This window comes from Senegalia massiliensis, assembly GCF_900626135.1.
In the GTDB taxonomy this organism is placed as follows: domain Bacteria; phylum Bacillota; class Clostridia; order Tissierellales; family SIT17; genus Anaeromonas; species Anaeromonas massiliensis.
Window position 1 is genome coordinate 1,079,979 of sequence record NZ_LR130785.1, and the last position, 13,396, is coordinate 1,093,374.

The window sequence follows — 13,396 nt, forward strand, 5'->3', positions numbered from 1 at the left end:
ATTATGATTAAGAAAATATGGAATATATTTAAAAGAGATTTAAAAGTTAATAAAAGAAATTTTTTATCACTATATTTAATATTATTTCCTATAATAATAGCAATAGGAATAAATATATTTGCTCCAGGGATAGAAGATACTACTGTAAATTTAGCTCTTTTAAAAGGACAAAATGAAAGTCAAATTAAATTCTTTAAGGACTTTGCAAATGTAGAAACTTTTAAAACAAAAGAAGATATAGAAAAAAGAGTAAGTGAAAGGGACAATATAATTGGTATAATTCCTGATGGTAACGATTATTATATAATGCCAGAAGGAGATGAACCACAAGAATTAATAGATTTTGCTAGAACATTAAATTCTCTTTATGAGTTAGATGTGAACATAGAAGATACAAATGTAGAATTGATTGATTTGCGAAAAGAAGTTCCACCATTAAAACAAACTTTAGTAAACGGAGTATTGCTTTTAATTGCAGTTCTCGGTGGCATGTTAATATCTTTTAATATTGTGGAAGAAAAAACAGATAATACAACAAGTGCCATAAATGTCACCCCTACTACAAGGAATCAATTTATTTTAGGTAAAAGTATAATAGGTATATCTTTTGTAATATTTGGTTCTCTTTCAGTGGTCTTAATTACAGGATTTACTGATATTAATTATTTGCAATTGTTAACAATGATTTTAGTAGGTTCAATTATAAGCTTACTTTTAGGTTTTATTCAAGGTATAAATAATAGTGATGTAATGAGTGCAGCAGCAAGTATAAAAGTACTGTTTTTACCAATTATAGGTTCAGTATTAGCTATAGAACTATTATCAGATAAATGGCAGAAATTTTTTTACTGGATACCATTTTATTGGTCTTATAAAGGAAATAAACTAGTTTTAAGTGGAACAGGTAACTGGTCACGAATATTGATTTATTCTTTTATAGTTTTAATTATTTCTTTTGTAGTATATTTGGCTCTTCATAAAAAAATAAGAAAAGGGCTTGAATAAAATAAAGGGAGGAATTTATATGAATATTTATCCACTTCTAGGACTACTTGCAATAGTATATGCTTTATTTGTATTATATATAGCAATAAAAAAACCAAATTCAATTTGGAATATGACAAAAATTAAACTGTTTAAAAAGGTGTTAGGTGAAAAGGGTACAGTTACATTCTTTATTATCTGGGGAATACTGTTTATAGGACTTGGAATTTGGTTATTTACTTTTTAAATGATATGTAGAAAACTATCAGAAAATTTCTGGTAGTTTTTTATTTTATTTAAAAAATGATATAATAAAAATATTTAGTAAAGAATATAAATTGAAAAAATATACTAATAATTATTAATATAATAGGATGTGAAAAATTATGAATGGCACTGTAAGAGACAATGTAAAAAAAGGAATAAAAGTAAAGGTTGTTCAAAAACAAGATCAAAAAACTGGAAAACTTACTGAAGGAATTGTAAAAGACATTTTAACTAATTCAAGAAAACATCACCATGGTATAAAAGTAAGGTTAGAAAGTGGTATTGTAGGTAGAATCAAAGAAATATTATAATAAATTGATATAAAATAGCTTTTTTTATATAATTAATTTATAAACAAATGATAGGGGTGTTTTTATGGAAATAAAAAGATATGAAGGAACGGGAAGAATGAGTAGAGCTGTAGTACATAATAATACAGTATATCTTTGTGGTCAAACATGTGGAGATGAAGACAAAGGGATAAAAGAGCAAACAAAAATAACATTAAAAAAAGTAGAAGATTTATTAAACAAATATGGCTCAGACAAAAGCCATATACTATCAGCTACTCTTTATATAAAAGATATGAGTATGTTTAGTGAAATGAATGAAATATGGGATGATTGGATTGAAGATGGATTCGAGCCTGCACGTGCATGTGTTGAAGCACAAATGGCAAGAGAATCTATACTTTTTGAAATATCAGTTATAGCTGCAATTAAATAAAATTTTAAAAGGAGAATTTTATGGGAAAACATTATGGGAATTTGCAGAGAATTGTAGATGGTATAAGGAAATATGCAATTACTCCAGATATTCCAGGAGGATTTATCACTGTAGAACAATTAGAAAAAATAACTAAAGTAGCTAAAAAATATAATGGAGTAATTAAACTTACTTCAGGGCAAAGAATACTTATAACAAATTTATTTGAAGAGGACTTACCTGCTATTTGGGAAGAACTTGATATGGAACCAGCAGTTTTATCTCAAAACTCAGTTAAAAATGTAGAAATGTGTCCAGCAGGATTTTGTAAGAGAATGAAATATAATACAATTGGTCTCGGAATGAAATTATATAGAAAATACCAGAAGCAGGATATGCCTTGTAGGACAAAGATAGGTGTGGCAGGTTGTAGAAATGCATGTGGAAGTGTTTATAGTAAAGATGTAGGAGTAGTGGCAGATTTTAATGGGTTACTTACTCTCACTGCAGGTGGTTCTGGTGGATTTAATCCAAGAATGGCAGATATAATAAAAAAAGATTTGACAGAAAATGAAATTTTAGATTTAATTGATAAATTATTTATTTATTATAAAGATAATGCTGAAACGGGTGAAAAATTGGGTTTTATGATAGATAGAATAGGTATTGAAAAGTTTAAGAAAGATTTAAATAATATGTAAGAAAATTAAGAGCTGGTTTATTTTCAGCTCTTAATTTTCTATATAGGAGTGACATATATGATTGATAAGCCAAAAGTTGTAGTAAGTAAATGTTTAGGATTCTCTAAATGCAGATATAATGGTCAAGTAATACAAGATGATTTTGTAGATAAATTAGGAGAATATGTAGATTATATAACAGTCTGTCCAGAAGTTGAGATAGGACTTGGAATTCCTAGAAAGCCTATTAGATTAGTATTAGAAGATAATGAAATAATTCTTTTTCAACCAGAAACTAAAAATGAGTATACATATGAAATGAAAAAATTTACTAATTATTTTTTAAGCTCTTTAAAAGATGTAGATGGATTTTTACTTAAAGGAAGATCTCCATCTTGTGGAATAAAAGACACTAAAGTTTATGATGGTAAAAAAAACCCTAATGTACTTAGGAAAGAGGATGGAATATTTGCAAAAGAAGTATTAAAAAAATATCCTTACTTAGCTATTGAAGGAGAAGGAAGACTTACAAATTTTAAAATCAGAGAGCATTTTCTTGCACATCTATATACTATGAATAGATTTAAAATAGTAGAAAAAGAAAGAATAATGAAATCTTTAGTAGATTTTCATAGTAAGAATAAATATTTATTAATGGCTCATAACCCAGAAATATTAAAAGTATTAGGAAGAATTGTAGCAAATCATGATAAATTAAATATAGAAACTATTTTAAATAATTATAAATTTAATTTAGGGAAAGCTTTGAAAAACTTACCTAGAAAAACCAATTATATAAATGCTCTCATGCATATATTTGGATATTTTTCCAATGGATTATCTAAAGAAGAGAAGAAGTTTAGTTTATATTTATTAAATAAATATAGAAATGAAAGTATACCTTTAAGTGTGCCATTAAATGTATTTAGAGCATATGCAATAAAATATAATGAAAACTATTTATTAAAACAAACTATATGGTCATGTTATCCAGAGGGATTAATAGATTTAAAAGATAGTGGAAAAAATTTAAAAAATTAATTAAGGAAAATAATGAAAAAATATAAAAATAAATTCTTATAGTACTAGTAATATGCATAGATTATATTACTAGTGCTTTTTTATTGTCTAAAATTACTTTAAGAAAACTATAAACTGATAACTAAAGTGAAAGTAACATTTTATAATCATATTCATATTTTAATAAGGGGATGGACTTTTTTAGGTTATTTATAGAATTGAAATATTATGTATATGTAATTTGATATAAAATTTAGCAGATAAAGAGATTGAAAAATTATGAGATTCTAAAGGGGAATGTGATAAATGAAAGGTCATCAGAATAAAAGTAGTATATATAGAAAATATATATAAAGATTAATGGACTTTATTTTGGCCTTGATAGCTATTATTGTTTTAAGTCCTGTTTTTATAATTATAAGTTTATTAGTTAAAATAAATCTTGGAAGTCCGATAATATTTAAGCAAAAGAGGCCAGGGTTGGATGAGAAACTTTTTACTATGTATAAGTTTAAAACAATGACAGATGAAAAGAATAGAATAGTGAGTTGTTATCAGACAGTATAAAGTTAGAAAAATAGAAAGGTATTACGATCTACTAGTGCTGACAAAATATTTGAATTGACTATACAAAACAATAAAAAATATTTGTCTTTAAACAGAATGATTTTCCTATTACTGAAAAAGTAAGTAATTCTACTACAGCACTACCATTTAGCAATAACTTAACCATAGATCAAATTAATTAGATTACTGAAAAATTAGAAGGGGCAATAAATATATCATAATTAATCAATTAAGTTAGGGGTTATTAAAATGGATAAAAGAACTAAAAAATTAATACTAATTATTGTGGATATTATTTTAATTAATATATCATTTTATTTATCATTTTATTTAAAGTTTGATTTTAATATTCCATTAATATATTTAAGTTATATTGCTAAAAATTTTATTCCTATTACACTTATTAAACTAATTATATTTTCATATTTAAATCTATATAAAAATTTTTGGAGATACGCAAGTATAGAAGAATTAATACAAATACTTACAGCTATTTTTATTTCTAATATTATTGTTTTATTTTATTTTATATTAAGGAGAGTTAATTTTCCTCAAAATATATATATTCTCATATTTATTATTGATATTTTATTTATTAGTACAAGTCGTTTAAGTTACAGAGTAATAAGAAGATTTAAAAAGAAGAAGTTAAACTCAAATAATAATATAAAGAGAATTATGATTATCGGTGCTGGAGATGCTGGAGCAAGGATAATCAGAGAGTTTAAAAATAACTTTAAATTAAATTATAAACCAGTCGTTGTAATTGATGATAATGAGAAAAAAATAGGTCAAAGAATAAATGGAATACCTATTTTGGGGAAAAAAACTGAAATAGTGAATGTTGTAAAAAACAAAAGTATTGATGAGATAATCATTGCTATTCCATCAGCAGATAAAAAACAAATTAGAGATATAATTGATGAATGCAAAAAAACTAAATGTAAGATTACAATTCTTCCTAATATGTCTGAGTATATTGAAAGTAAGGGCAGTATTAATAAGATAAGAGATGTGAGGATAGAAGATTTATTATGTAGGAAAGAAGTGAAATTAAAAGTTGAAGAAATAAGTGAATATTTAAAAGATAAGAATATTTTAGTAACTGGGGGAGGAGGATCAATAGGTTCTGAGTTATGTAGACAAATTTCAAAATTTAATCCTAAAAAAATTATTATATTGGATATATATGAAAATGATGCATATAATTTATTAAATGAAGTTAAAAGAAAATATAAGAATATAGATATAAAGATTATAATTGCATCTATTAGAGATAAACAAAGAGTAAATGAAGTTATAAAAGATTTAATGCCAGATATAGTATTTCATGCTGCAGCTCATAAACATGTTCCCTTAATGGAGAGTAATCCAAAGGAAGCAATAAAGAATAATGTATTAGGTACAATAAATGTAATATTGGCAGCGCACAAATACCATGTAAAAAGATTTGTAATGATGTCTACAGATAAAGCAGTAAATCCTATAAATGTAATGGGGGCGTCTAAAAGACTATGTGAAATGTATATTCAATCTATAAATAATATTAGCAAAACTGAATTTGTAGCAGTTAGATTTGGAAATGTACTAGGTAGTAATGGGAGCGTAATATCTTTATTTAAAGGACAAATATCAGAGGGTGGCCCTATTACTGTAACTCATAAAGATGTAACGAGATATTTTATGACTATACAAGAAGCAGTTCAACTTGTAATACAAGCAGGTGCTATGGCATTAGGTGGGGAGATATTTATATTAGATATGGGGGAACCTATTAAGATATTAAACTTAGCAGAAAACTTAATAAGACTTTCAGGATTTGAACCTTATAAGGATATACCTATTGAAATTAGTGGTTTAAGAGATGGAGAGAAATTATATGAAGAATTATTATTATATGAAGAAGAAGTATTATTAACAAATAATGCAAAAATTTTTATAGCTCAATCTCAATTTAAAGATTATGAATTGTTAGTTAAAGAAATTGAAAAATTAAAGGAAGTGACAAGTAATGGTAGTGTTCAAGATATTAAAGAATATTTACAAAAAATAGTTCCAAATTATGATACCTTACTCATTAAAAACTACAGAGGAGTTAGGAGGGATACATGGAGGAATTAGATTATAAAGAAGTAAATATTTAATACAAAGAAATGCATAAATAATTATAATTATGGATATAAATAAATTGGGAGGTGTTTTAAAATGGAAAGACATCAACATGCAAAAGAAGAAGTAAATATGTTAAGATGTGGAATGAGCAGATCTTATGATAAAGAAAACCAACTGAGATGTGGAGTGAGTAGAACATATGAAAGTGAATATAGACCAAGATGTGGAAGAGCAAGAGAATATGTAGACACTACACAGGGAAATCTTAAATAAATTAAACCATTAGACTTTTAAAAGTCTAATGGTTATTTTTTGGAAAGTTATTGACATATGTCGCAAATGTAGTATAATTATTTTATAGATGACATATGTCGATAATGAATGGAGGTGAATTATTTGCCACGTCCTAAAAAAAGAAGGAGAGTGTGCTCGCTGCCAGAAAACAAAAGATTTGGACCTATGGGCATAGGGAGAATTGTTAAAGAAGTTATAATTATGTCAGTAGATGAGTATGAAACTATAAGATTAATTGATTTAAATAATTTTACACAAAAAGAATGTTCAGAACAAATGGATATAGCTCGTACTACTGTTCAAGGAATATATGATAAAGCTAGAAAAAAACTTGCTGATTCTTTAATTAATGGAAAAGTGATAGTTATTGAAGGTGGAAATTATAATCTTTGTATAAATTCTAATAAGCCTTGTGGGAAAGGTTGTAGAAAACGAGAGTTAATTAATAAAAAAGAAGGAGATGTGTGAATATGAAAATAGCAATGCCAGTAAGCGAAAAATCTATAGATAGTTATATTAATAATACTTTTGGACGTGCAAATTATTTTTTGATATATGATACTGAAAGTGAATCTAGTGTTTTTATAGATAATACAGCAGCAGCAAGTCAAGGTGGAGCTGGTATAAGCGCAGCTCAAATATTAGTAGATCAAAATATTGATTCTTTAATAATTCCAAGATGTGGTAAAAATTCAGCTGAAGTATTTGAAAATTCTAATATAAAACTATATAGATCCATTGCAGGGGCTATAAAAGAAAATATAGAGTTATTAAAAGAAGGTAAATTAAATGAATTAACAGAAATACATGCTGGTTTTCATGGGGTTGGAAGAAATAATAATAGAGGTAGAGGAAGAAGATAATGAATATAGCAGTATTAAGTGGTAAAGGTGGTACTGGCAAAACATTCATATCTGTAAATTTATCTGAAGTAGCTGGCAATTCAACATATATTGATTGTGATGTAGAAGAACCTAATGGCCATTTGTTTTTTAAACCTACTAATATAACTAGAAATAGTATATATGTAAATATTCCAGAAGTAGATAATAATATTTGTACTGGATGTAAAAAATGTGTGGGGTTTTGCAAATTTAATGCATTAGCATATACTAATAAAGTTTTAGTATTTGAAGATGTATGCCATTCTTGTGGAGGCTGTTCTATTATTTGTCCAGCTAATGCTATAACTGAAAAGAAAAAAGAAATAGGGATAGTAGAAAAAGGCATTTCAAATAACGTAAGTGTAATATCTGGAATTATGAATATTGGTGAAGTATCTGGTGTGCCTATTATTAAAGAATCTTTAAAATATATTGATAATAATAATTATAATATCATAGATTGTCCACCAGGAAGTCCATGTATAGTTATGGATAGTATAAAAGATGCTGATTATTGTATATTAGTAGCAGAGCCAACTATTTTTGGATCTCATAATTTGAATATGGTATATGATTTAGTAAAATTATTTAATAAGTCTCATGGTGTAGTATTAAATAAATATACAGATAAAAATAATCCCATAGAAGAATTTTGTAATGAAAAAAATATAAATATATTAGAAAAAATATATTTTGATAAATCAATTGGAAATTTAAATTCTAATGGGGAGATTGTTTCAAGAGTAAATGATAAATATAAAGAGTTATTTTCGTCATTATTAGAAAAAGTAACTAAGGAGGTGTGGCATGCAGAAATTACTAATCCTTAGTGGTAAAGGGGGAACAGGAAAGACTACTATTGCAAGTAGTTTTGTAAAACTTTCAGAAGATAAAGTTTTTGCAGATTGCGATGTGGATGCCCCAAACTTACACCTTGTAATAGATGATTTAATCAAATCTATTACTAAAGATTATTATGGAATGGATAAATCATATATCCATAGTGATATATGTATAAGTTGTGGAAAATGTTTCGAAAATTGTAGATTTGATGCAATAGTAAAAAAAGAAGATAGTTATAAAATAGATACTTATAGTTGTGAGAGATGCGGAGTTTGTGAATTAGTTTGTCCAGTGAATGCAGCTAAATTACAACCTGATATAGCAGGAAGACTAGATCTTTATACTGAAGATAAAGTATTTTCAACAGCAGAACTTAAAATGGGGAGTGGGACTTCAGGGAAATTGGTAACCAAAGTAAAAGAGAGGTTAAATATGCCAATTACAAGAGGAAAATTAGCAATAATAGATGGTTCACCAGGAATAGGTTGTCCAGTTATTGCTTCAATAACCGGTGTAGATATGGTTTTAGTTGTAGCTGAACCTTCTATATCTGGAATAACTGATATGAAAAGAATTGTTGAAACATCATATAAATTTGGAATCAAAACTGCTATATGTATAAATAAATATGATGTTAATATTGATAAAAGTCAAGAAATTGAATATTTTTGCAAAAATAATGAAATACCTATGATAGGTAAATTACGATTTGATAGAAATGCCATTAAAGCTATAAATATTGGAAAGACTATTGTAGATATTGATTGTGAAATAGGGGAAAAGGTAAAAGATGTATTTAATCAAGCTATAAAAATATTAAACACATAAAATAGGAGGAGTTTAAATGAAAATTGCAGTAGCTAGTGAAAAAGATTTAGTAACAGAGCATTTTGGTCATTGTGAGAATTTTAATATTTATGAGGTGGAAGGAAATAATATTATTAAAAATGAATCTATAACAAATCCAGGACATAAGCCAGGATTTTTACCTAATTTTTTAAATGATTTAGGAGTTAATGTTATAATTTCAGGAGGAATGGGAGCTGGAGCTATAAATATATTTAACAATAAAAATATAGAAGTAATAACTGGAGCTCACGGTAATGCAAGAAAATTAGTAGAAAGTTATATAACTGGAGAATTAGTATCAACTGACTCAATATGTCATCAGCATATTCATCACGAAGAATGTAATGAGTAACAAAAAATCTCCATAGTAATACTATATATCATAACTATGAATAGAGGTGAAACTATGGAGATTTTAAAATTAGGTTCTAGAGGTAATAATGTTAAGATAGTTCAAAGTGTTTTATCTAAAATAGGATATAATCCTGGAGCTATTGATGGTATATATGGTATTAATACACAAATAGCAGTTATGAGATTTCAAAATGATAATGGATTAATAAGCGATGGAATAGTAGGACCAAATACATGGAGTTTATTGGAACGATTTATTTTAGGATATGATAATTATACTATTAAACAAGGAGATACTTTCTATAGCATAGCTAATAAATATTATACTAGTGTAAATTCTATTATAGTAGCAAATCCAGATTTAGATCCTAATAATTTAACTATTGGTACTAAGATAGTTGTGCCATATGGTATTGATGTAGTATTAACTGATGTAGGATATACTTATGAATTATTAGAAAAAAATATAGAAGGATTAAAAGCAAGGTATCCTTTTTTAGAAGTTGGAACTATAGGGACATCAGTACTTGGGAAAAGTTTATATTATATAAAATTAGGCAATGGACCTAATGAAGTATTTTATAATGCTAGTCATCATGCATTGGAATGGATAAATTCCCCAGTTATGATGAAGTTTACGGAAAATTTTTTAGAGAGCTTTGTGAACAATGGTTTTATTAGAGGATATAATATAGTTGATATTTGGCAATCAAGTAGTATTTATATAGTTCCTATGGTAAATCCTGATGGAGTAGATGTTGTGATAAATGGTATAACACCTGAAAATCCATACTATGAACAAATATTAGAATGGAATGATACAGGTGAACCACTATCCGAAGTTTGGAATGCAAATATAAGGGGAGTAGACTTAAATAGAAATTATCCAGCTAATTGGGAAGAAGCTAAAGAGCAGGAAACTGAACTTGGAGTAACAGGACCAGGTCCTACACGATATGGAGGTCCTTCACCATTATCAGAGCCTGAAACAAAAGCTATGGTTGATTTTACCAGAGAACATAATTTTAAAATGACACTTGCTTATCATACTCAAGGAAGAGTAATATATTGGCAATACCTTGATTTTAATCCTCCTAATGCTAGGGCTATTGGTGAAGTATTTTCCAATATAACAGGATATAGATTATCAGATGTACCTTATGCTGCAGCATTTGCTGGCTATAAGGATTGGTTTATAAAAGAATATAACCTTCCAGGATATACATTCGAAACAGGACTTGGAGAAAATCCACTACCTATATATCAGTTTAATAGAATATATAGTGAAAATGAAGAAGTATTATTACTTTCACCTATAATATAAAAATAACACCTATTAACTTTTATAATTATAAAAGTTAATAGGTGTTATACTTTTAATAGAAATTCTTTTAATCTTTTTTCATAATAATTTAATTCATATTTACTTCTCTTAATAACTGAATATTTATAGCTAAGAAAATCTTTTCTATTAGCATTATTTATGTTAATTTCTTTTAATAAATTATTTTTTAGTTCAATATACATACTTGATTTTGGAAAAAATGTAAATCCACAGCCATTTATTATAGAGGATTTTGTTATGCTCACACAATTAGTACTAAATAATATATTGAAATTGTCTATATCTAAATCATTTGCTCTAGCAAAGTTATCTAACATTTTATACATTGTAGATTGTTTTTCTCTAATTATTATAGGAATTTCAATTAATTGTTTTATATCTATTGAATCGTGAGGATAATCTTTATTTGTAAAAAGTAATAATTCATCATTAAAAAACTCTAGTTGCTCTAAATTATCTAAAGGAAATTGATTTAAAATAATACCGATATTATAATCGTGATTCAATACTTTATTTATTACATCTAAAGAATTATAAGTATCAATTTTAATTTGTGCTTTACTATGAATATCTTTAAAATTATGGATTTTAGATGCAAAGTAGCTAGATCCAAAGCTTTTACAAACAGCTATAGATAATAAATCTTTTAATTTGTCTAACTCTTCTATACTATTGTGCATATTTTCTTCAAGAGCAAAGATTGATTTTGAATAATCAAAAACTATCTCTCCAGTAGCAGTAAGTAAAACACCTTTATTTGAGCGTTTTAACAATGAAGAGCCTAATTCATCTTCTAACCTATTTAATTGATTACTAAGGGCAGGTTGAGAAATATGAAGTTTTTTACTAGCTTTTGAAATACTATTACATTTTGCAATCCAATAAAAAGATTTTAGATATTCTAAATTCATACTTCCATCTCCTTAACTTAAAATTTAATTGCTATAAATATTATCTATATTGTATAAATTTTATCTAATTCACTATTATCATCTATCAGTATATACTATAACTGTAATCACGTAAAGCTTATATATCTAAGTTAAAAATTAAACAACGAGGAGGGATTATTTACTAATTTACAAAAATGATAATGCAATAATATGTTAATTTTAAATCAATCGGAGGTGTATACTGTGATAAACACAGAAATTTCTAACAATAAGATAGGTGGAAAAAGAAAAAATTTAGATAGTAGTAATGCTATAGAAAATATCATTGGATTCATTATTTTATTATTAACAGTATTAATTGGAAATGCTTTTTTAAAGACTGATATGTTATTTTTTAGATTATTAATAGGATTAGCTTTAGGATATACTCTGACTAGAGCGTATAGTGGATTTGCAGGAAGTATAAATAGAGCCTATGCAACAGGTTCAACTAAATTAATGAGAACTTTAATGTTTATGTTTTTTATTTCTGCATTTGCAACATCTGCATTTTTATATAATTCTGATCCTACTTCTTATAATTTATGGGTAAACCCAATAAATTTAGGATTGATTTTAGGAGGATTATTATTCGGATTTGGGATGACATTTTCTGCATGTTGTGCATCAGGAGTACTTACTGATTTAATAACTGGATTACCAAGAGCATTAATAACATTAATATTTTTTAGTCTAGGAATATTTGTAGGATTTCCAATACAAAAAACAGCATCATTCGTTACAAATTCATGGGTAGTTTCAAGTACAGGTAAAGAATTATCTGGAGGAGTGTTTTTACCAGATTTATTTAAATGGGATGGACTTCAAGGTTATTTAGGAGCACTTTTGCTTATAGGTTTATTCTGTTTAATAGTTGTTTCAATAGCATATAAATATGAAAGATATAGAAAAAGAAATGATAGTTATACTCAACATCCTACTGAAAAACTTCAAGATGAATATTTAATAGAAGATAGTTCAAATTATAGTTTATTCAGTAAAGAATCATATAATAAACTTTTCATAAAACCTTGGACTTTAAAGCAAGGTGCAGTAGTAATAACATTATTATTTGTGATATTAATGGGAGTAACTAAAGCGGGTTGGGGAGCATCAACTCCTTATGGAATATGGTTTGGTAAATTTTTAATGAATTTTGGGATATCTGCTGATTCAATTTCAGAGTTTACTAAGATGCCATCAGATGTATTTAATCTACCATTTTTTGAACATCCAATAACAGTTCAAAATGTTGGAATAATAATTGGAACAGCAATTTACTTATTTACTGCTGGTATATTTAAAAAGATGTTTACTTCAGAATTAAATATAACTGGTAAGCAATTCTTATTATTTGCATTAGGTGGACTTACTATGGGACTAGGTACTCGTTTAGCTAATGGATGTAATGTAGGAGCTCTATATACACCTATAGCTAATTTCTCTCTATCAGGATGGGTATTTTTAATTTTTATGGTAAGTGGTGGAATTATAGGTAATACATTTGCTAAAAAAATGGATAGTAAATAATAATACAATAAATAATTATAATTAAAAAAT

The 13,396-nt window shown here is 26.6% G+C and carries 17 protein-coding genes; 16 read left to right on the forward strand and 1 reads right to left on the reverse strand.

Annotated elements, in window-relative coordinates; translation table 11 throughout:
• Window positions 1-3 precede the first annotated feature (3 nt).
• From E0D94_RS05325 to E0D94_RS05395, 15 genes are all read left to right on the forward strand, one after another.
• Window positions 4-1,005 carry an ABC transporter permease gene (locus E0D94_RS05325; RefSeq protein WP_130806248.1) on the forward strand — a complete coding sequence of 334 codons (1,002 nt, stop codon included), beginning with the start codon at window positions 4-6 and terminating at the stop codon, window positions 1,003-1,005.
• 19 nt (window positions 1,006-1,024) lie between these two features.
• Complete coding sequence (locus E0D94_RS05330; protein ID WP_130806249.1) at window positions 1,025-1,231, forward strand: hypothetical protein; 207 nt, start codon at window positions 1,025-1,027, stop codon at window positions 1,229-1,231.
• A gap of 139 nt (window positions 1,232-1,370) precedes the next feature.
• Window positions 1,371-1,562 (forward strand): YwbE family protein, encoded by a 192-nt coding sequence (locus E0D94_RS05335; protein ID WP_130806250.1) that lies wholly within the window; start codon window positions 1,371-1,373, stop codon window positions 1,560-1,562.
• Between the two features lie 64 nt (window positions 1,563-1,626).
• On the forward strand, window positions 1,627-1,977 hold the full coding sequence (locus tag E0D94_RS05340; protein WP_130806251.1) for a RidA family protein: 351 nt from the start codon (window positions 1,627-1,629) through the stop codon (window positions 1,975-1,977).
• A gap of 20 nt (window positions 1,978-1,997) precedes the next feature.
• A complete protein-coding gene (locus E0D94_RS05345; RefSeq protein ID WP_130806252.1) occupies window positions 1,998-2,657 on the forward strand; it encodes a nitrite/sulfite reductase domain-containing protein in 660 nt (219 codons plus the stop codon).
• A gap of 57 nt (window positions 2,658-2,714) precedes the next feature.
• Window positions 2,715-3,677, forward strand: a complete 963-nt coding sequence (locus E0D94_RS05350) for a YbgA family protein (RefSeq protein WP_130806253.1) — start codon at window positions 2,715-2,717, stop codon at window positions 3,675-3,677.
• A gap of 339 nt (window positions 3,678-4,016) precedes the next feature.
• Window positions 4,017-4,223, forward strand: a complete 207-nt coding sequence (locus E0D94_RS05355) for a sugar transferase (RefSeq protein WP_130806254.1) — start codon at window positions 4,017-4,019, stop codon at window positions 4,221-4,223.
• Window positions 4,224-4,472: 249 nt separating this feature from the next.
• Window positions 4,473-6,344: a polysaccharide biosynthesis protein gene (locus tag E0D94_RS05360; RefSeq protein ID WP_130806255.1), complete on the forward strand. Its 1,872-nt coding sequence runs from the start codon at window positions 4,473-4,475 to the stop codon at window positions 6,342-6,344.
• Window positions 6,345-6,428: 84 nt separating this feature from the next.
• A complete protein-coding gene (locus E0D94_RS05365; RefSeq protein ID WP_130806256.1) occupies window positions 6,429-6,608 on the forward strand; it encodes a hypothetical protein in 180 nt (59 codons plus the stop codon).
• A 123-nt stretch (window positions 6,609-6,731) separates the two neighbouring features.
• Complete coding sequence (locus E0D94_RS05370; protein ID WP_130806257.1) at window positions 6,732-7,097, forward strand: DUF134 domain-containing protein; 366 nt, start codon at window positions 6,732-6,734, stop codon at window positions 7,095-7,097.
• 2 nt (window positions 7,098-7,099) lie between these two features.
• Window positions 7,100-7,492, forward strand: a complete 393-nt coding sequence (locus E0D94_RS05375) for a NifB/NifX family molybdenum-iron cluster-binding protein (RefSeq protein WP_130806258.1) — start codon at window positions 7,100-7,102, stop codon at window positions 7,490-7,492.
• Window positions 7,492-8,343: a nucleotide-binding protein gene (locus E0D94_RS05380; RefSeq protein WP_130806259.1), complete on the forward strand. Its 852-nt coding sequence runs from the start codon at window positions 7,492-7,494 to the stop codon at window positions 8,341-8,343. The genes E0D94_RS05375 and E0D94_RS05380 overlap by 1 nt, the downstream gene beginning before the upstream one ends.
• Window positions 8,321-9,184: an ATP-binding protein gene (locus E0D94_RS05385; protein WP_130806260.1), complete on the forward strand. Its 864-nt coding sequence runs from the start codon at window positions 8,321-8,323 to the stop codon at window positions 9,182-9,184. The genes E0D94_RS05380 and E0D94_RS05385 overlap by 23 nt, the downstream gene beginning before the upstream one ends.
• 16 nt (window positions 9,185-9,200) lie before the next feature.
• Window positions 9,201-9,557, forward strand: a complete 357-nt coding sequence (locus tag E0D94_RS05390) for a NifB/NifX family molybdenum-iron cluster-binding protein (protein ID WP_130806261.1) — start codon at window positions 9,201-9,203, stop codon at window positions 9,555-9,557.
• Window positions 9,558-9,611: 54 nt separating this feature from the next.
• The gene (locus tag E0D94_RS05395) at window positions 9,612-10,883 is read left to right on the forward strand and encodes a M14 family metallopeptidase (RefSeq protein ID WP_130806262.1); all 1,272 of its coding nucleotides are present in this window, start codon (window positions 9,612-9,614) and stop codon (window positions 10,881-10,883) included.
• 44 nt (window positions 10,884-10,927) lie between these two features.
• On the opposite strand, the gene E0D94_RS05400 is transcribed toward E0D94_RS05395, so the two are convergent.
• Window positions 10,928-11,815: a LysR family transcriptional regulator gene (locus E0D94_RS05400; protein ID WP_130806263.1), complete on the reverse strand. Its 888-nt coding sequence runs from the start codon at window positions 11,813-11,815 to the stop codon at window positions 10,928-10,930.
• A gap of 225 nt (window positions 11,816-12,040) precedes the next feature.
• Here E0D94_RS05400 and E0D94_RS05405 point away from each other — a divergent pair, with 225 nt between their 5' ends.
• A complete protein-coding gene (locus E0D94_RS05405; protein ID WP_242620486.1) occupies window positions 12,041-13,366 on the forward strand; it encodes a YeeE/YedE family protein in 1,326 nt (441 codons plus the stop codon).
• Window positions 13,367-13,396: the final 30 nt, after the last annotated feature.